General features: G+C 74.7%; 15 protein-coding genes. 9 read left to right on the top strand and 6 right to left on the bottom strand.

The features are described 5' to 3' along the window. Positions 1-15: 15 nt before the first annotated feature. Positions 16-810: an FAD binding domain-containing protein gene (locus FE634_RS06815; RefSeq protein ID WP_187366845.1), complete on the bottom strand. Its 795-nt coding sequence runs from the start codon at positions 808-810 to the stop codon at positions 16-18. A 118-nt stretch (positions 811-928) separates the two neighbouring features. Between FE634_RS06815 and FE634_RS06810 the strand changes: the two genes are divergently transcribed. The 4 genes from FE634_RS06810 to FE634_RS06790 all read left to right on the top strand — a co-directional run bounded on the left by FE634_RS06810 (position 929) and on the right by FE634_RS06790 (position 5,022). Continuing rightward, entirely contained in the window at positions 929-1,702 is a 774-nt protein-coding gene (locus FE634_RS06810) for a GntR family transcriptional regulator (RefSeq protein WP_138875442.1), read from the top strand. Positions 1,703-1,734: 32 nt separating this feature from the next. Then, positions 1,735-2,307: a TetR/AcrR family transcriptional regulator gene (locus FE634_RS06805; protein ID WP_138875441.1), complete on the top strand. Its 573-nt coding sequence runs from the start codon at positions 1,735-1,737 to the stop codon at positions 2,305-2,307. Next, the gene (locus tag FE634_RS06800; RefSeq protein WP_262347606.1) at positions 2,304-3,986 is read left to right on the top strand and encodes an FAD-binding dehydrogenase; all 1,683 of its coding nucleotides are present in this window, start codon (positions 2,304-2,306) and stop codon (positions 3,984-3,986) included. Before FE634_RS06805 ends, FE634_RS06800 begins: the two co-directional genes overlap by 4 nt. Positions 3,987-4,074: 88 nt before the next feature. Further along, positions 4,075-5,022, top strand: coding sequence for a hypothetical protein (locus tag FE634_RS06790; RefSeq protein ID WP_187366844.1), 948 nt, complete (start codon positions 4,075-4,077; stop codon positions 5,020-5,022). A 188-nt stretch (positions 5,023-5,210) separates the two neighbouring features. Here FE634_RS06790 and ilvA read toward each other — a convergent pair whose 3' ends face one another. Next, positions 5,211-6,473: a threonine ammonia-lyase IlvA gene (gene ilvA / locus FE634_RS06785; protein ID WP_148240460.1), complete on the bottom strand. Its 1,263-nt coding sequence runs from the start codon at positions 6,471-6,473 to the stop codon at positions 5,211-5,213. Positions 6,474-6,518: 45 nt separating this feature from the next. Continuing rightward, positions 6,519-6,818 carry a DUF1905 domain-containing protein gene (locus tag FE634_RS06780; RefSeq protein WP_138875439.1) on the bottom strand — a complete coding sequence of 100 codons (300 nt, stop codon included), beginning with the start codon at positions 6,816-6,818 and terminating at the stop codon, positions 6,519-6,521. Between the two features lie 83 nt (positions 6,819-6,901). Between FE634_RS06780 and FE634_RS06775 the strand changes: the two genes are divergently transcribed. The 4 genes from FE634_RS06775 (at position 6,902) to FE634_RS06760 (ending at position 13,361) form a co-directional block, all read left to right on the top strand. Then, positions 6,902-7,402: a PH domain-containing protein gene (locus tag FE634_RS06775; RefSeq protein ID WP_262347605.1), complete on the top strand. Its 501-nt coding sequence runs from the start codon at positions 6,902-6,904 to the stop codon at positions 7,400-7,402. Next, entirely contained in the window at positions 7,399-8,991 is a 1,593-nt protein-coding gene (locus FE634_RS06770) for a PH domain-containing protein (RefSeq protein WP_148240459.1), read from the top strand. Before FE634_RS06775 ends, FE634_RS06770 begins: the two co-directional genes overlap by 4 nt. Then, positions 8,988-9,887, top strand: coding sequence for a homocysteine S-methyltransferase (gene mmuM, locus FE634_RS06765; protein WP_138875437.1), 900 nt, complete (start codon positions 8,988-8,990; stop codon positions 9,885-9,887). Before FE634_RS06770 ends, mmuM begins: the two co-directional genes overlap by 4 nt. Positions 9,888-9,974: 87 nt before the next feature. Continuing rightward, the gene (locus tag FE634_RS06760) at positions 9,975-13,361 is read left to right on the top strand and encodes a pyruvate carboxylase (protein WP_148240458.1); all 3,387 of its coding nucleotides are present in this window, start codon (positions 9,975-9,977) and stop codon (positions 13,359-13,361) included. 211 nt (positions 13,362-13,572) lie between these two features. Here FE634_RS06760 and FE634_RS06755 read toward each other — a convergent pair whose 3' ends face one another. Both FE634_RS06755 and FE634_RS06750 read right to left on the bottom strand, forming a co-directional pair. Continuing rightward, positions 13,573-14,799: a SpoIID/LytB domain-containing protein gene (locus tag FE634_RS06755; RefSeq protein ID WP_138875436.1), complete on the bottom strand. Its 1,227-nt coding sequence runs from the start codon at positions 14,797-14,799 to the stop codon at positions 13,573-13,575. A 184-nt stretch (positions 14,800-14,983) separates the two neighbouring features. After that, positions 14,984-16,429: an LVIVD repeat-containing protein gene (locus FE634_RS06750; protein WP_246060612.1), complete on the bottom strand. Its 1,446-nt coding sequence runs from the start codon at positions 16,427-16,429 to the stop codon at positions 14,984-14,986. Positions 16,430-16,611: 182 nt separating this feature from the next. On the opposite strand from FE634_RS06750, the gene FE634_RS06745 reads away from it, so the two are divergent. Continuing rightward, positions 16,612-17,115, top strand: a complete 504-nt coding sequence (locus tag FE634_RS06745; protein ID WP_170981513.1) for a DUF305 domain-containing protein — start codon at positions 16,612-16,614, stop codon at positions 17,113-17,115. 25 nt (positions 17,116-17,140) lie between these two features. Here FE634_RS06745 and FE634_RS06740 read toward each other — a convergent pair whose 3' ends face one another. After that, positions 17,141-18,523, bottom strand: a complete 1,383-nt coding sequence (locus tag FE634_RS06740) for an NAD(P)H-quinone dehydrogenase (protein ID WP_138875434.1) — start codon at positions 18,521-18,523, stop codon at positions 17,141-17,143. Between the last annotated feature and the right edge of the window lie 56 nt (positions 18,524-18,579).

Raw genomic sequence — 18,579 nt, 5'->3', positions numbered from 1 at the left:
GGACCTTCTTCGCAGTCAGCGCCCGAGCAGGGCTCGGCGCAGGTGGACGGGGAACACGCGGGCTCGGTACCAGGCCGAGGCGTAGGCGTCGTCGCGCGGGTCGAGCTGGTCGAGACCGGCCTGGGCGGCGCCCGCCACGGTGGCCTCGTCGAGCGGCCGGCCCAGCAGGGCCTCCTCGACGGCGGTCGCGCGGACGACCTGCCGCCCGACTCCCCCGACGGCGACGCGGGCGGCGGACACGACGCCGTCGGCCTGCTCGACGACAGCGGCGACCGTCACGATCGAGGCCGAGTTGTACCGGCGTCGGGTCGCCTTGAGGTAGCGGAAGGCGGAGGGGGCCGGGACCTCCAGCACCAGCTCGGTGACCAGCCCCGGGTGCTGTCCGGCCAGCGAGGCCACCGGCTCCTCGCGGTGGCCCGCGGCGTCCAGCACCGAGGCCCGGGCGTCCAGCGCGACCAGCGCGACGGTCAGGTCGCCGTAGGGCTGCTCGGCGAACAGGTTGCCCCCCACGGTCGCCAGGCTGCGCACCGGGACCGAGGCGATCGAGCGCACCACGGGCGACAGGAACGCGACCCGGTCGTCGTGCTCGAGCGCGGCCAGCGTGGTCGTGGCGCCGATGCGGACGGTGGACCCGTCCACGCGCACGCCGGCCAGGCCGGCCCGGCGCAGGCTCACCAGCTCGGTGGGCGCCGAGGCGTGGTCGTTGAGCCGCGGCATCAGGCTCGTGCCGCCACCCAGCACCCGGGCTCCCCCGGCAAGGAGCCGGAGGGCCTCGGACAGATCGTCGGGAACGTGAACTTCGGTGAGCATCTGCCCTCCATTATCGATATCGATAATGACCGTACTGGTTCCCCCTATGCTGGTCAATGCCGCCGTCCGGCGTCGTGCGACGGCCACACCTCCGCCACCGGAAGAAGAGCCCTGACGCATGACGACCTCCGTGCCCGCGCCGCGCGCCCCCGCCGGCCGGGTCGCCAAGCCCACCCTGAGCGAGCGGATCCGCGACGGCCTCGTCGAGGCGATCGTCTCCGGCGATCTGGAGAGCGGGGAGCGGCTGGTCGAGACCAAGATCGCCGCCGACTACGGAACCAGCCAGGCTCCGGTCCGCGAGGCGCTGCGCGAGCTCGAGGGACTCGGCCTGATCGAGAGCCGCCCGCGCCGCGGCAGGCACGTGCTCCCCTTCGTCGAGCAGACGCTCCGCGAGGCCTACGTGGTGCGCGCCGCCCTGGAGGAGGCGGCCACCCGGCTGGCGCTGATCGGCGGACAGCTCCCTTGGGAGGCGCTGGAGGCGGACGTCGTCGAGATGTACCGGAGCGCCGAGGGCGAGGACCTGCACGCGATGGGGGTCGCCAGCAGCCGGTTCCACCGGCGGATCGTCCAGGCGAGCGGCAACCTGCTGCTCGACCGCGCCTGGGAGGGCCTGCAGATCGAGGCGCGCACCGCCATCGCGCTGGTCGTCGCCGCGCCCGACCTGAACCGCGTCGCCGTGGAGCACGCCGACCTGCTCGAGGTCCTGCGGGCCGGGGACGTCGACCGGGCCTGCCTGCACGCCCGCGTGCACCAGTGGGCCTACGCCGACCTGCCCCACGACCTGCACGGCGTCGCCCACCCGGCGACCACGCAGGCCACCCCCCGGGCCGACGCGCGGGCCGACGACCGGGCCGACACCCCCGCGGCACGGAGCGGCGACCACCGGAGTTAGCGAGCAACCGCTCGCCAAGTTAGGGTCGGCCCGTGCCCACCCAGGTCGAGCGACGCGCCGCGACGATCTCGCGCCTGCTCGACGCGACCGAGGTCGTCGTCCACGAGCGCGGCTACGCCGACACGACCATCGCGGCCGTGTGCGCCGAGGCCGGGGTCAGCCAGGGCGGGCTGTTCCGGCACTTCCCGCACCGCCGGGCCCTGCTGGTCGCCACCGCGAGCCGGGTTGCGGAGCGCCAGACCGACGACGTCCCCGCGGGGCTCGGGCTGCTCGAGTCCCTGCGCCACCTCCGTGCGCTCGTGCGCTCGAGGCCCAACCAGGTCTGGCATGAGCTGGTGCGGGCGGCGCGCACCGACGCCGAGCTGCGGGCCGACCTGGCCCCGGCCCTGCGGGAGTACCACCGGCGCACCGGGTCCGCCGTGGTCGCCATGACGCCGGCCGACCGGCCGTGGACCCCGGCCCACCAGGCGGCGCTCCGCGTCGTCGTCAACTACCTCGACGGCGAGGCCGCCGTCGCCCACGTCCTGCCCGACCCCGACCGCGACGAGGCCAGCCTGAGAGTCCTCGCCGACCTGCTCCGCCCACTCCTCGAGGAGACCCCGTGACCCTGCCCCCCTTCGAGCCCGACGCGATCGTCGTCGGCGCCGGCCTGGCCGGCCTCGTGGCCACCCACGAGCTGGTGCTGGCCGGCCGGAAGGTCCTGGTGCTCGACCAGGAGAACCGGGCCAACCTCGGCGGCCAGGCGTTCTGGTCGCTCGGCGGGCTGTTCCTCGTCGACTCCCCCGAGCAGCGCCGGATGGGCATCAAGGACTCGAGGGAGCTCGCCCTCCAGGACTGGTTCGGCTCCGCGGGCTTCGGCGACGGCCCCGAGGACCACTGGGGGCGCCGGTGGGCCGAGGCCTACGTCGAGTTCGCCGCCGGCGAGAAGCGCGAGTACCTGCACGCGCTCGGGCTGCGCTCGGTGCCGATGGTCGGCTGGGCCGAGCGCGGCGCCGCCGACCCCCAGGGCCACGGGAACTCCGTGCCGCGCTTCCACCTGACCTGGGGCACCGGCCCGGAGGTCGTCCGCGTCTTCGCCGAGCCGGTGCTCGCCGCCGAGGAGCGCGGCCTGGTCTCCTTCGCCTTCCGCCACCAGGTCGACGAGGTCGTCGTCGAGGACGGACCGGCCGGACCGACGGTGGTCGGCGTCCGCGGCTCCGTGCTCGTGCCGAGCGAGGAGGACCGCGGGGTGAGGTCCGCGCGCGAGGTCGTCGACACCTTCGAGCTGCGCGCCCCGGCGGTGGTCGTCACCTCGGGCGGCATCGGCGGCAACCACGACCTCGTCCGGCAGACCTGGCCGACCGAGCGGATGGGTCCGGCGCCCGAGCACCTGATCTCCGGCGTCCCGGCCCACGTCGACGGGCGGATGCTCGCCATCAGCGAGGCCGCCGGCGCCCACGTCGTGAACCGCGACCGGATGTGGCACTACACCGAGGGCGTGCACAACTGGGACCCGATCTGGCCCGACCACGCGATCCGGATCATCCCCGGGCCGTCGTCGCTGTGGCTCGACGCGCACGGGAAGCGGTTCCCGGCACCGAACTTCCCCGGCTGCGACAACCTCGCCACGATGCGCGCCATCCTCGCGACCGGCCACGACTACTCCTGGTTCGTGCTCACCCAGTCGGTCATCGAGAAGGAGTTCGCGCTCTCGGGCTCCGAGCAGAACCCCGACGTGACCGAGAAGGACCTCCGGGTCCTGCTGCGCGAGCGGCTGGCCAAGGGCGCGCCGTCGCCGGTGGAGGCGTTCAAGGAGCACGGCGAGGACTTCGTGGTCGCCGACTCGGTCGCCGAGCTGGTCGCCGGCATGAACGCCATCGCACGCGGGCCGCAGCTCGACGCCGCCGAGGTCGAGGCGATGGTCGCGGCCCGCGACCGGGAGCTCGACAACGGCTTCTCCAAGGACGCCCAGCTGATGCTGGTCGCCAACGCCCGCCGCTCCCGCACCGACAAGCTGGTCCGCGTCGCCAAGCCGCACAGGATCCTCGACCCGGCGCACGGCCCGCTCATCGCCGTCCGGCTGAACATCCTGACCCGCAAGACGCTCGGCGGGATCCAGACCGACCTGTCGTCGCGGGCCCTCGACGCCTCGGGCGAGCCCGTCCCCGGCCTGTACGCCGCGGGTGAGGTCGCGGGGTTCGGCGGCGGCGGGGTGCACGGCCACAACGCGCTGGAGGGCACCTTCCTGGGCGGCTGCATCTTCTCCGGCCGGGCGGCCGGGCGCGCCGTCGCGTCCGCCGGCTGAGCAGTCCGACCGGCCCGCCCCGATGGGTTTGTCCGGCCCGCCCACCGGACAGGCTGCGGTCCCCGAGCAAGCCCCAGGAGAGTTGTCGATGTCCGGTCACGTGCCGCCCCCGCCCATGTCGCCCCCGCCCGGCGGCGGGTACCCGCCCCAGGGTCCCCCGTCCGGTCCCCCGCCCGGCGGTCCGCCCTACGGCGGCCCGCCCTACGGCGGCCCGCCCTACGGCGGTCCCCCCTACGGTGGCCAGCCGCCCGGGTGGGGCGGACAGCCGCCGTACGGCCAGCCCGGCCCCGGGGGCCCCGGCGGCGGCGGGTCGCGCCGCGGCCTGTGGATCGGCCTGGGCGTGCTGGCCCTGGTCCTCGTGGTCGGCGTGGGCACCGCCATCGGCTTCGTCGTCTCGGGCGACGACGACGGCGACGGCGACGACACCGCGCGCGACGACAACACCTCCGCCCCCGCCGACCCGAGCACGCCGGCCGAGAGCGACTCCCCCACCGAGCCGGAGGAGCCCGAGCCCTCGCCCGTCGAGCCGACCGAGACCGAGCCCGCCGAGGGCACGGGGACGCCGTTCACGGCGGAGTACGGCTCCGACGTCGGCGACGTGTGCGACGGCGGCGCGATGTCCAACGCCGCCGCCTACGACCCGGCGTCGCCCAAGATCTCGCCGTTCAAGCAGCTGCCCGGCAACGACCTGTGGCTGTCGCAGTACGTGCCCTCCGACAAGCCCTACTACGTCGACTACGAGGACTTCGAGAAGGTGAGCGTGGTCGCCTGCCTGACGCCGGGCGAGCCGGCCGACCAGGTCAAGTGCGAGTCGACCGACGCCGACGACAAGCCGATCACCTACACCTACGTCACCGTGCCGTACTCGCTGCGGTTCGCGGAGGCGGCGACTGGTCGCGACCTCGGCACGGCCCCCGACCTCGAGGCCCCGGAGGCCAGCTGCCCGTTCATCGCCTTCATCGAGGACGGCCGTGCCTACAGCAGCATCGACGACGAGGCGCTGCAGGCCGCGATCGCGGCCCACGAGTTCGCCTGAGCGGACCGGTCAGCGGCGGGTGCGTCCCGCGAGCAGGAACCGGTAGGCCAGCGCCGCGACGATGACCAGGATGACGAGCAGCAGGATGTACTTCATCTGGACAGCGTGCTCGTGGCGCCGACCCGTCGGTCCACCCGTCGAGGTGGACCGGCGGGACCCCGCCGGCTGCGTCCCGGCCCGGCCGGGGCTCAGACGAGGAACTGGAAGAACGGGCTGCCCGGCTCGACCGGCTCGACGCTCACCGGGCTGACCTCGAGCCGCTCGAGCAGGCCGGTCAGGTCGCCGGGGTCGGCGAGCTCGACGCCGATGAGGGCCGGGCCGGTCTCCCGGTTGTTGCGCTTGACGTACTCGAACAGGGTGATGTCGTCGTCGGGGCCGAGCACCTCGTCGAGGAAGCGGCGCAGGGCGCCGGGCTCCTGCGGGAACGAGACCAGGAAGTAGTGCTTGAGCCCGCGGTGCACGAGCGAGCGCTCGAGCACCTCGCCGTAGCGGCTGACGTCGTTGTTGCCCCCGGAGACCACGCACACGACGTCGGAGCCCGGCAGCAGGTCGAGGGCGAGCAGCGCGGCCGTGGCGAGCGCGCCGGCGGGCTCGGCGATGATCCCGTCGCTCTGGTAGAGGTCGAGCATCTCGGTGCAGACCCGGCCCTCCTCGACGGTGACCAGGTCGACGCCCCTGTCGCGGACCGCGGCGTGGGTGTGCGCGCCGGCACGGCCGACGGCCGCACCGTCGACGAAGGTGTCGACCGAGGGCAGGTCCACCGGGCCACCGGCGCGGATCGCGGCGGCCAGGCAGGCCGCGCCGGCCGGCTCGACCCCGACGATGCGCGTGGTGTGACCGCGCTCGCGCAGCCACGTCGCCGTGCCGGCCAGCAGGCCGCCCCCACCGACCGGGACCACGACGGCGCCGGGCGCGTGGCCGAGCTGCTCGACGATCTCCGGTGCCACGGTGCCCTGGCCGTTGATCGTGCGCGGGTCGTCGAAGGCCGGCACCAGGGTCGCGCCCGTGCGGGCGGCGTCGGCCGCGGCGGCGGCGCTCGCCTCCTCGTAGGTGTCGCCGAGCACGACGACGGCGACGCTGCCGCCGCCGAGCGCGGCGATCCGGTCGCGCTTCTGCCGCGGGGTCGTCTTCGGGACGTAGATCCGCCCCTCGGCGCGCAGCCGGCCGCAGGCCAGGGCCACCCCCTGGCCGTGGTTGCCGGCGCTCGCGCACACCACACCGCGGGTCAGGGTCTCCTCGCTCAGCTGGGCCATGAAGTTGTAGGCGCCGCGGATCTTGTAGGACCGCACCGGCTGGAGGTCCTCGCGCTTCAGCCAGACGTCGAGCCCGGTCAGCCGCGACAGCCGGGTGCTCCGCTCCAGCGGGGTGCGCACCGCGACGCCGGCGACGCGGCGCGCGGACTCCTCGATCGCGTCGGCCGAGACGGGCGCGAGGGGCGGCTGCTCGTTCACGGTGCCTCAACCTACGCGGCGTCCCGCGGCGCGGCGCGGGACGGGCTACCGCTCGTGCGGCATCCGGACCGTGAGCTGCACCGTGACGACGTCGCCGAGCCCGACGCCCTCGGCCCGGCGGACGGCGTCCTTGAGCGGGACGACGTACCCGCCGTCCCGGGGCCACAGCGACGTCGTGAACCCGGTGCCACCGACCCGACCGGTCACCGGGACCATCCCCCAGCCGTAGGACACCATCGGGGCGACCTCGGCGAGCTCGGCGCACTCCTCGGCGGGCACGCTCACGAAGTGGAACGGCGACGGCCCGCGCCACCACCACACCTCGCCGACGACCACCAGGTCCATGGCGGCAGCGTAGGGGCTCGGCCGGCACGTGCAGCCCGCCCGCCGGGCCCGGCGGTGCCGCTGCGCCCACTACGCTCGCCGACGTGGGTGCAGCAGGGACGACGGTCGGGATCAGCCTGCGCGAGCCCGCCCACCGGGTCAGCCCCCGGGCGCGCACGATGTGGCACCTGAGCGCGGTCGTCGAGGGTGTGTTCGCGGTCGCGCTGCTCACCGGCGCCGTCCTGCTCTGGGACCGCGTGCCGGCCTGGACGATCGCCGCCCTGGCCGTCGTGCAGGTCGGGTGGGCCGCCGTCGTCCCGCGGTGGCGCTACCTGGTGCACCGTTGGGAGACCACCGAGACCGCCGTGTACACCCAGACCGGGTGGTGGGCGCGCGAGCGGCGGATCGCCCCGATGAGCAGGATCCAGACCGTCGACTACGCCGAGGGGCCCGTCGCCCGGCTCTTCGGCCTCGCCCGCGTCACCATCACCACCGCCTCGGCCGCCGGCGCGATCAGCATCGACGGCCTCGACCGCGACACCGCGCGCCGCCTGGTCGACGACCTCACCCTCCGGGCCGACGCCGTCGAGGGCGACGCCACGTGAGCGAGCCGCCCGCGCCACCCGGCCCGCCCCCAGCGCCCCCGCCGCCCGCGCCACCCGGCCCGCCCCCGCCGCCCGACCCGTCCGCGTCCCCCGACCAGGGCTGGCAGCGCCTCGACGCCCGGATGCTCCTGGTCCACCCGGTGCGCGAGCTGGTCCGGTTCCTGCCGGTCCTCGTCGGCCTGCTGATCGCCGGTTCGGCCTCCGGCGGCCCCCCGTGGCAGCTGCTCGGCGTCGTCGCGCCGATCGCGTACGGCATCTTCCGCTACCTCACGACGCGGTTCCGGGTCGCCGACGGACGCGTCGAGCTCAGCCGCGGCCTGCTGAGCCGCCGGGTCACGTCGACGCCGGTCGCGCGCGTGCGCACCGTCGACCTGACCGCCTCCCTCATCCACCGGCTGCTCGGCCTGACCACCCTGCGCATCGGCACCGGCCTGGCCAGCAGCGACGACGGTGAGTCGCTCGACCTCGACGGGCTCCCGGTCGCCCGGGCGCACGCGCTGCGCGCCGAGCTGCTGCACGCCGCGCCGGTCGGACCCGCCGCGACCGACGGCACGGAGGGCGCGGACGTCGACCCGGCGGGCGCCCACCTCGCGGCGCCGCGGACCCTGGCCACCTTCGACGTGCGCTGGCTGCGGTTCGCGCCGTTCACCGCCACCGGCGCCGTCGTCGTCGCGGCGACCGTGGGCGGCCTGAGCCAGGTGCTCGACTCGCTCGACCTCTGGGAGCGCCTCGACGTCGGCGACGTCGCCGTGCCCTCCCTCCTCGGGATCGCCGTGCTGGTCGTGGGCGCCCTCGTCGTGCTGGTGACCGCCTCGGTGCTCGGCTACCTCGTCACCAACGGCGGCTACCGGCTCACCCGCGCCGCCGGCGCCTGGCACGTGCGGCGCGGGCTGCTCACCACCCGCGAGACCAGCATCGACGAGGGCCGCCTCGCCGGCGTCGCGCTCGGGGAGCCGCTCGCCCTCCGCCTCGCCGGCGGCCGCCACCTCCAGGCGATCGTCACCGGCGTCGACCGCAGCGAGAGCGGCAGCTCGACCCTGGTCCCGCCCTCCCCCGCCGCCGTCGCGACCCGGGTCGCCCGCGAGCTGGTCGGCTCGGCCGCACCCGTCGACGCCCCGCTCGTCGGGCACGGCCCGCGGGCGTCGCGGCGACGCTGGACCCGCGCGCTGCTCGGCGCGCTGCCCGTGGTCGCCGCGGCCGTCGTCCTCGTGGTCGCCACCGGCTGGTGGTGGCCGGTGGTCGTCGCGACCGCGGCCCTCGCCGGCTCCGCCGTGCTCGCCGCCGACCGGGTCGCCGGGCTCGGGCACGTGCTCGCCGGGCGCCACGTCGTCGTCCGCTCCGGGAGCCTGACCCGGCGCCGCGAGGCGCTCGGTGTCGAGCACGTCATCGGCTGGAACCTGCGGGCCACCTGGTTCCAGCGCCGGGCCGGGCTGACCACGCTGGTGGCGACGACAGCGGGCGGTGGCGGGTCGGTCACCGTGCCCGACGTGCCGGAGCCGGCCGCCGTGGCGCTGGCCGCCGACGCCGTCCCCGGGCTGGTCGAGCAGTTCCTCGAGCCCGGCCCGGGACGCCCTAGCCTCTCCGCATGACCGCGACCACCACCACGACCATCCTCGACGGCGGCCTCTCCACGGCCCTGGAGGAGCTCGGCGCCGACCTCGGCTCGGCGTTGTGGACCGCCCGCCTGGTGCGCGACGACCCGGCCCGGGTCGTCGCGGCCCACCGGGCCTACTTCGAGGCGGGGGCCGAGGTCGCCACCGCGGCCAGCTACCAGGCGAGCGTCCCGAGCCTCGTCGCCGCCGGCCACGACGAGGCCGAGGCGCGGCGGCTGGTCGTGGCAGCGGTCGAGCTCGCCCGCGTCGCCCGCGACGAGGCGACCGACACGCTCCGGACCGGGCTGCGGGTGGCGGCGTCCGTCGGGCCCTACGGCGCCGTGCTGGCCGACGGCTCGGAGTACCGCGGCCGCTACGGCCGCACCGCGCGCGAGCTGCGCGACTTCCACGGTCCGCGCCTCGAGCTCCTGGCCTCCGCCGGGCCCGACCTGCTCGCCGTCGAGACCGTCCCCGACCTCGACGAGGCGGCCGTGCTGGTGCCGCTGCTCGACGAGATCGGCATCCCCGCCTGGTTCGGCTACGTCGTCCGGGGCACCACGACCGCCGCCGGGCAGCCGCTCGAGGAGGCCTACGCGGTGCTGCGCGGCAGCACCTCGCTGGTGGCCGCCGGCGTCAACTGCTCCGCACCCGGCGACGTGCTGCACGCCGTCACGACCAGCGTCGCCGTCACCGGGCTGCCCGGCGTCGTCTACCCCAACCGCGGCGGCACCTGGAACAGCGCGACCCGGGAGTGGGAGGGCGCCGGCGGTCTCGACCTGGACCTGGTCGACGCCTGGGTCGACGCCGGCGCGCGGCTGGTCGGCGGCTGCTGCGGCACCGCACCCTCCGACATCGCCGCCCTGGCCGAGCACGTCCGACCCCGCGACGCGTGAGCCGGGCGGCGCCACGCCGGCGCGCGCACCACCCGCACCATGAGACTCGTGACCGGGACGGTCCCCGCCGCCACTAGGTTTGCGGCCATGTTCTCCAAGGTCCTGGTCGCCAACCGAGGCGAGATCGCGATCCGCGGCTTCCGCGCCGCCTACGAGCTCGGCGCGAAGACGGTGGCGGTGTTCCCCTACGAGGACCGCTGGTCCGAGCACCGCCTCAAGGCCGACGAGGCCTACGAGATCGGCGAGCGCGGCCACCCCGTGCGCGCCTACCTCGACGCCGACGCGATCGTGGCGGTCGCCCTCCGGGCGGGCGCGGACGCCGTCTACCCCGGCTACGGGTTCCTCTCGGAGAACCCGGCGCTGGCCGAGGCCTGCGCGAACGCCGGCATCACCTTCGTCGGCCCGACCTCCGACGTCCTCGAGCTGACCGGCAACAAGGCGCGCGCGATCGCGGCGGCCAAGGCGGCCGGCGTCCCGACGCTGGCCAGCGTCGAGCCCGGCACCGACGTCGACACCCTCGTCGCCGCGGCCGCGGACCTGCCGTACCCGCTGTTCGTCAAGGCCGTCGCCGGTGGCGGCGGGCGCGGCATGCGCCGCGTCGACGACCCCCGGGACCTGCGCGAGGCGGTCGCGACCTGCATGCGCGAGGGCGAGGGCGCCTTCGGCGACCCGACGGTCTTCATCGAGCAGGCCGTCGTCGAGCCGCGCCACATCGAGGTGCAGATCCTCGCCGACGGCGCGGGCCACGTGATGCACCTCTTCGAGCGCGACTGCTCGGTGCAGCGCCGGCACCAGAAGGTCGTCGAGATCGCGCCGGCCCCCAACCTCGACCCCGAGCTGCGGGAGCGGATGTGCGCGGACGCCGTCCGCTTCGCCCGCGAGATCGGCTACCGCAACGCCGGCACCGTCGAGTTCCTCCTCGACCCGGCGGGCAACTACGTCTTCATCGAGATGAACCCGCGCATCCAGGTCGAGCACACCGTGACCGAGGAGGTCACCGACGTCGACCTCGTGCAGTCGCAGCTGCGGATCGCCGCGGGCGAGACCCTCGACGACCTCGGCCTGTCGCAGGAGACCGTGCAGCTGCGCGGCGCCGCCCTGCAGTGCCGGATCACCACCGAGGACCCCGCCAACAACTTCCGTCCCGACACCGGCATCATCACCACCTACCGCTCCCCCGGCGGCGGCGGCATCCGGCTCGACGGCGGCACGGTCTACACCGGCGCCGAGGTCTCGGCGCACTTCGACTCGATGCTGGCCAAGCTCACCTGCCGCGGCCGCACCTTCGAGAGCGCGGTCGCCAAGGCCAAGCGCGCGGTGGCGGAGTTCCGCATCCGCGGCGTCTCCACCAACATCCCCTTCCTCCAGGCGCTGCTCGACGACCCCGACTTCGCCGCCGGCCGGGTGACGACGTCGTTCATCGAGACCCACCCGCAGCTGCTGAGCGCCCGCAGCTCCGGCGACCGCGGCACCAAGCTGCTGACCTACCTCGCCGACGTCACGGTCAACCAGCCGCACGGCGCCGCGCCGGTGAGCATCGACCCGGTGAGCAAGCTGCCCTCGGTCGACCTCGAGGTCCCGGCCCCCGACGGCACCCGCCAGCTGCTGCTGGAGGTCGGCCCGGAGGAGTTCGCCCGCCGGCTGCGCGCCCAGGACCGCGTCGCCGTCACCGACACCACGTTCCGCGACGCCCACCAGTCGCTGCTGGCCACCCGGGTCCGCACCCGCGACCTGGACGCCGTCGCGGGGCACGTGGCCCGCACGACGCCCGAGCTGTGGTCGCTCGAGGCCTGGGGCGGGGCGACCTACGACGTCGCGCTGCGCTTCCTCGGCGAGGACCCGTGGGAGCGGCTGGCCGTGCTGCGGCAGTCGGTGCCCAACATCTGCCTGCAGATGCTGCTGCGCGGGCGCAACACCGTGGGCTACACCCCGTACCCGACCGCCGTCACCAACGCCTTCGTCGAGGAGGCCGCGGCGACCGGCATCGACGTCTTCCGGGTCTTCGACGCCCTCAACGACGTGGAGCAGATGCGACCGGCGATCGAGGCCGTGCGCGCCACGGGCACCGCCGTCGCCGAGGTCGCCCTCTGCTACACCGGCGACCTGTCCAACCCCGACGAGGACCTCTACACCCTCGACTACTACCTGCGCCTGGCCGAGCGGATCGTCGACGCCGGCGCGCACGTGCTGGCGATCAAGGACATGGCCGGCCTGCTGCGCGCGCCGGCCGCCCGCACCCTGGTCTCCGCGCTGCGCGACCGCTTCGACCTCCCGGTGCACCTGCACACCCACGACACCCCGGGCGGGCAGCTCGCCACGCTCCTGGCGGCGATCGACGCCGGGGTGGACGCCGTCGACGCGGCCTGCGCGGCGGTGGCCGGCACGACGTCCCAGCCGGCGCTGTCGGCCCTGGTCTCGGCGACCGACCACTCCCCGCGGGAGACCGGCCTGTCGCTGGCCGCCGTCAACGCCCTGGAGCCGTACTGGGAGGCGACCCGCCGCGTCTACGCGCCGTTCGAGTCGGGCCTGCCCGCCCCCACCGGCCGCGTGTACCGCCACGAGATCCCCGGCGGTCAGCTCTCCAACCTGCGCCAGCAGGCGATCGCCCTCGGCCTGGGCGAGAAGTTCGAGCAGGTCGAGGACATGTACGCCGCGGCCAACGACATCCTCGGCCGGGTGCCGAAGGTGACGCCGTCCTCGAAGGTGATCGGTGACCTGGCCCTCGCGCTGGTCGGCATCGGCGCCGACCCGGCCGAGTTCGCCGAGGACCCGTCGCGCTACGACATCCCCGACTCCGTGATCGGCTTCCTCAACGGCGAGCTCGGCGACCCGCCCGGCGGCTGGCCCGAGCCGTTCCGGTCGCGGGCCCTCGAGGGCCGCACCTGGAAGGCGCCCGCGGAGAACCTCACCGACGATCAGGCCGCCGGCCTGGCCGGCGCCGCGCCGACGCGGCGGCGCACCCTCAACCAGCTGCTCTTCCCCGGCCCGACGCGCGAGTTCGACGAGTCCCGGCAGACCTTCGGCGACATCTCGGTGCTGCCGACCCGCGACTACCTCTACGGCCTGCGCCAGGGCGAGGAGCACGAGGTCGAGCTCGAGCCCGGCGTCACGCTGCTGATCGGGCTCCAGGCGATCAGCGAGCCCGACGAGCGCGGCATCCGCACCGTGATGACCACCATCAACGGCCAGATGCGGCCGATCTCGGTGCGCGACCGCTCGATCGCCTCCGACGTCGCCGTCGCCGAGAAGGCCGACCCCGCCAAGCCGGGCCACGTCGCGGCGCCCTACCAGGGCGTCGTCACGCTCGCCGTGGCCGCGGGCGACGCCGTCGAGGCCGGCCAGACCGTCGCCACCATCGAGGCGATGAAGATGGAGGCCTCGATCACCGCCCCGGTCGCCGGCACGGTCGAGCGGGTCGCCCTCAGCGGCACCCAGGCCGTCGACGGCGGCGACCTGGTCGTCGTCCTCACCTGACCCCACGCTGACCCGTCAGCGATCACTGACGGGTCAGCGCTCCGCGTGAGGTGACCCGTCAGTGATCAGCGACGGGTCAGCGCACCGCGTGAGGTGACCCGTCAGTGATCAGCGACGGGTCAGCGCTCCAGGTGAGGTGACCCGTCAGTGATCAGCGACGGGTCAGCGCTCCAGGTGAGGTGACCCGTCAGTGATCAGCGACGGGTCGGCGTCAGGAGAGCGTGAAGAGGGTGGAGCGGAGGGCGGCGAGGTAGCGGAAGTTCTCGCCGGTCAGCACCGTGGAGCCGGCGGTGCCGGTGATCCGGATCGAGGTGACCCGGCCGCCGAACGCGCCACCGCCGTCGCGGCCCAGCACGGTCAACGACCGGAACGTGCCGATGTCGGTGGGGTCGTCGGGGTTGGCCGCGGCCACCCGGCGGGCCAGGTCGGCGCTGACGGTCGCCGTCCAGCCGCGGTAGGCGGTGTCGTAGGGGTCGCGCCCGGCGGCCAGGTAGGGCTGCGAGCCGGCGGCCCGGTAGCCGCCGTTGCTGGCCGAGAACTGGGTGAACGCCGGCAGCGCGTCGGCGTCGAGGAGCACCTGGCCGCGGGTGGCGTCGATGGCGCGGTTGGTGGCCGGGTGCTCGTCGGTGAAGCCGCCGTAGACCTGGCAGCTGGTGGTGTCGCAGATCTGGTAGTGCCGCGCCGCGCCGTCGCGACGGTCGAAGGCCGCGTAGGTGCGCGCCGCCACCGCCTGGGACCGCAGCGCCGCCGCGCGCCAGGACGCCGGGATCTCCCGGGGCACGACGCCCTTGAGGTAGGAGTCGAGCGGGACGACGTTCACGGTGTCGCGCTGGATCGTCGTCGCGGTCGCGCCCGCCGAGCGGAGCACGCCGCGGTAGGCCCGGCGTCCCGACGGCGTGACGAGGGTGATCGGCTTCCCGCGGGCGGTGAACTGGGCCTCGCCCGGCGTGGTGCGGACCGTCGTCCAGCGCCCGCGCTGGCCCCTCCAGGCCAGGGTGCTCGTGCGTCCCCCCGCCGACGGGGTGATCCGCCACAGCCGGGCGGCCCTCGGCCTGGTGAGTCGGAAGGTGCGCCCGTCGCCGAGGCTCCGGTACCGCAGGCCGGCCCGGTCGACGACCACGACGTCGGCACTGGTGTCGGCGGTCAGCAGCACCGAGACGTTGCCCCCGGCGCTCCCCCAGGTCAGGCCCGGGTAGTAGAAGCCGAGGATCTGCCGGTGGCTCAGGCCCTGGCCGGCGGCCCCCTGGGCGCCATACTGCGACAGGCCGTGCCCGTGCCCGTAGCCGTTGCCGGTGATGCGCACGGACGGCACCGCCCGCTCGGCGGGTGCCGCGTCGCCGGCCTGAGCGGGAGCGCCGGCGGCGAGCCCCGCGGCCAGGACGAGCGTGCTGAGGGCGACGAGCAGCTTCACCGGGAACTCCAGGGGGGTCGAGGGCACCGGCGGTCGAGACTACGTGCTGCCTGGACGAGCCGTGGCGGGAGTCGGGGAACCCGACCGCGCGCGGCCGCTACCAGGTGCTCACCCGCGGCAGCGCGCGCCTGAGCCACGACGGCGGCGGCAGGAGCCCCTCGATCGAGCGGGTCCGGGCCACCACGGGTGCACCCGTGGTGGCCCGGAGCCCTCAGCCGTTGTAGGAGGGCTGCGACTGGGCGTTGAAGCTCGAGAGCCGCACCTTGGCGGCCCGGCGGGCCCACGGCGTGCGGATCTGGAAGACCTCGAGCCCGCGGGTGATGTCGCTGGAGTAGACGAAACCGTTGTACCAGTACGACGACCACGACCCGCCCAGCTCGAGGCGGCGGTCGGAGATCGCGCCCCGGTCGAAGTGCTGGAGCTCGCGCGGCTTGCGGGAGTTGGTGAAGTCGAAGACCGACGTGCCGCCCTGGTACCAGGCCTGCACCATGATGTCGCGGCCCTTGACCGGGATCAGCGAGCCGTTGTGGGCCACGCAGTTCTCGGTGTCCGACTGCACGCGCGGCATCTTGTAGTAGCTGCGGAACTTCAGCTCACGACGGACGATGTCGTAGATGCCGTTGGCTCCGCGCTTCGGGCCGACGTCGTTGTTGCACATCGGGCCGCCGCCGCCGCCGAGCTCGTCGGTGAAGACGACCTTGGTGCCGGCGTTGTTGAAGGTCGCGGAGTGCCAGAAGGCGAAGTTGCGCCGGTCCTTGACGCGGTCGATGACCTTCGGGCGGGCGCGGTTGCTGATGTCGAGCAGGATGCCGTCGCCCATGCACGCGCCGGCGGCGAGGTTCTTGCGCGGGTAGGCGGTGATGTCGTGGCAGCCGCTGGTGTTGCTGCTGTAGTCGTCGCCGCGGGTGCCGCCGCCGGGGAAGAGCACCGGCGTGCGGACCACGCGGGCCGCCGCGCCGTCGTTCGTCGGCACCTTGACGACGCTGATCGAGTCGTGCGGGGGCTTGCAGCCCTTGAGACCCGGCGCAGGGCCGTAGGAGGAGACGTAGACGTAGACGTTGCGGCCATCGCGGTCGGGGGCGAGGGTGTGGGTGTGCGAGCCGCACGAGGTGGCGACCGACGTCAGCAGCTGCGGTGAGCGGGGGTCGGAGATGTCGAAGACCCGGATGCCCTCCCACGTGGCCGCCTCGTCGCCACCCGGCTCGGCGTAGTCGGCGTCGCAGCTGTTGTCGCTGAGCACGGCGTCGACGGAGAGCACGAGCAGGTTGCGGTAGACCGAGACGTCGTTCTGCGCGCCCGGGCAGACGACCTGGGCGACACGCCTCGGGCTGCGCGGCCGCGAGATGTCGTAGACGGCGAAGCCGGCGTAGTTGCCGGCGAAGGCGTAGTCGCCCTTGAACGCCAGGTCGGTGCCGAACGCACCGTCCTCGGCCAGCTCGGCGGCGAGCGGCACCCGCGCGACCTGGCGCATGGCCCGGCTGCGGTCGACCTGGCCGCTGGTGACGCGCGGGACCGCCGGGTCGGTGCGGGCGATGTCGTGGCCGGGCAGGGCCGGCCGCTTCTCCAGGGTCGGGGGGTCGTCGGGGTCCGCGGACGCGGGGGCGACGGCCAGACCGGCCGCCAGGACGAACGAGCCGAGGGCGACGAGCAGCTTCACCGAGATTCTCCTGCCTGAGGGGCGCTCACCCACACCGTTCTAAGGTGCTGGGCATGGACCCGAGTCGCGCACTCGCCGTTGGTACGGCGCTCTGCCTCGTGCTCGTCGCGGGCTGTGCTGGCGAGCAGCCTACGACGGACCCGCCCTCCGCTGTCCACACCCACGCCGGTGACGGGCACGCGATGGACGCCGTCCCCGAGCCACCCGCGTCGGCCGACTGGAACGCCGCCGACGCGACCTACCTGACGATGATGGTGGCCCACCACAGCCAGGCCATCGACCTCACCGAGCTCGCCGCGGAGCGCGCCGTCGACCCACGGGTGCGCCGGCTCGCCGCCGGCATCGACGCCGGGCAGGGCCGCGAGGTCCTGGTGATGGCGGCCTGGCTGGTCGACCACGACCTGCCGGAGCCCACCGTCGAGGGCGTGGCCGCCATGACCGAGGTCGGCATGCCCGGCATGCTCACCACCGCCCAGGTCGACGCGCTCGCGGCGACCGACGGGACGGCGTTCGACCGCCGCTTCCTCGAGGACATGATCCAGCACCACCAGGGCGCCGTGGGCATGGCCGAGCAGCAGGTCGTCGAGGGCGAGGACCTCCGGGCCACCGAGATGGCCAGCGACGTGATCGCCGGCCAGAGCGCCGAGATCACCCGGATGCGGGAGCTGCTCCGAGCGCTGCCGTGAGCCTCCCGCGGTCCGGTGAGCGGTGCTACACGTGGTGCAGGCGGCGCGCGGCCTCGGCGATCGACCCGCTGTTCGACGGGTAGACGGTGAAGACCTGGGCCAGCTGGTCGGCGGTGAGCGACTCGCCGACGGCGACCGCGACCGCGTGGATGAGCTCGCTGGCTCGCGGCCCGACCACCACTCCCCCGACGACGATGCCGGTGCCCGGGCGGCAGAAGAGCTTCACGAACCCGTCGCGGACGCCCTGCATCTTGGCGCGCGGGTTGCCGGCCAGCGGCAGCATCACCGACTCGGCCTGGATCTCGCCGGCGTCGACGGCCTGCTGCGACCAGCCCACGGTGGCGATCTCGGGCGCGGTGAAGACGTTGGAGGAGACCTTCTTGAGGTCGAGCGGGTGCACGGTGTCGCCGAGCAGGTGCCACATCGCGATCCGGCCCTGCATGGCGGCGACGCTGGCCAGCATCAGGACGCCGGTGCAGTCGCCGGCGGCGTACACGCCGCGCGCGGCGGTGCGCGAGACCCGGTCGACCTTGACGAAACCGCCGTCGTCGAGCACGACGCCGGCCTCCTCGAGGCCGAGGTCGCGGGTGTTCGGCACCGAGCCGAGGGCCAGGATGCAGTGGCTGGCCCGCACCTCCCGGCCGTCGGTGAGACGGACCGTGACGACGTCGCCGTCACGGGTGACCGACTCCATCCGCGACTTCGACAGCACCGTCATGCCGCGGCGTGTGGAGACCTCCTCGAGCACGAGCGAGGCGTCGGCGTCCTCGCCCGGGAGCACGCGGTCGCGGCTGGAGACGAGCGTGACCGGGATGCCGAGCGCGAGGTAGGCGCTGGCGAACTCGGCGCCGGTGACCCCGGAGCCGACGACGACGAGCTCGGTCGGCACCTCGGTGAGGTCGTAGACCTGCTCCCAGGTGAGGATCCGCTCGCCGTCGGGCTGGGCGCTCGGCAGGGTGCGCGGTGCGGCGCCGGTGGCGACCAGGATGGCGTCGGCGTCGTACGTGGTGTCGCCGACGACGACCCGGCCCGGCCCGGCGAGCCGGCCGCGGCCCCGGACGACGGTGACGCCCTCCTTGTCGAGGCGGCGCGCGATGTCCTCGGACTGGTCGGTGGCGAGCTGCTTGACCCGCGCGTTGACCCGCGCGAGGTCGACCCGGATCGTGGTCGCGGCGTCGCCCTCGGAGTCGTGGAAGTCGATGCCGAGCTCGGCCGCGGCGGCGACCTGCGTCATCACCTCGGCGGTGGCGATGAGGGTCTTGCTGGGCACGCAGTCGGTGAGGACCGCCGAGCCGCCGATGCCGTCGGAGTCGACGACGGTGACGTCGGCGCCGAGCTGGGCGGCGACGAGGGCGGCCTCGTAGCCACCGGGCCCGCCGCCGAGGATGACAACGCGGTCAGTGCTCATGACCCCAGGCTATCGAGCACCGGGCCGGGCCCGGACAGCCTGGGTGGCCCGACGTG

The sequence above is a fragment of the Nocardioides sp. S-1144 genome (assembly GCF_005954645.2).
GTDB classification, from domain to species: Bacteria; Actinomycetota; Actinomycetes; order Propionibacteriales; family Nocardioidaceae; genus Nocardioides; species Nocardioides dongxiaopingii.
The sequence above is the reverse complement of the archived record's forward strand: the minus strand, read 5'-3'. Positions and strand labels throughout refer to the sequence as shown.

Bases quoted from the DNA above. Each gene is read 5' to 3' on its own strand.
- mmuM (WP_138875437.1), top strand. From the start codon at position 8,988: ATGACCGCGACCACCACCACGACCATCCTCGACGGCGGCCTCTCCACG.
- FE634_RS06780 (WP_138875439.1), bottom strand. From the start codon at position 6,818: ATGGACCTGGTGGTCGTCGGCGAGGTGTGGTGGTGGCGCGGGCCGTCG.
- FE634_RS06810 (WP_138875442.1), top strand. From the start codon at position 929: ATGACGACCTCCGTGCCCGCGCCGCGCGCCCCCGCCGGCCGGGTCGCC.
- FE634_RS06815 (WP_187366845.1), bottom strand. From the start codon at position 810: ATGCTCACCGAAGTTCACGTTCCCGACGATCTGTCCGAGGCCCTCCGG.
- FE634_RS06745 (WP_170981513.1), top strand. From the start codon at position 16,612: ATGGACGCCGTCCCCGAGCCACCCGCGTCGGCCGACTGGAACGCCGCC.
- FE634_RS06740 (WP_138875434.1), bottom strand. From the start codon at position 18,523: ATGAGCACTGACCGCGTTGTCATCCTCGGCGGCGGGCCCGGTGGCTAC.
- FE634_RS06760 (WP_148240458.1), top strand. From the start codon at position 9,975: ATGTTCTCCAAGGTCCTGGTCGCCAACCGAGGCGAGATCGCGATCCGC.
- FE634_RS06790 (WP_187366844.1), top strand. From the start codon at position 4,075: ATGTCCGGTCACGTGCCGCCCCCGCCCATGTCGCCCCCGCCCGGCGGC.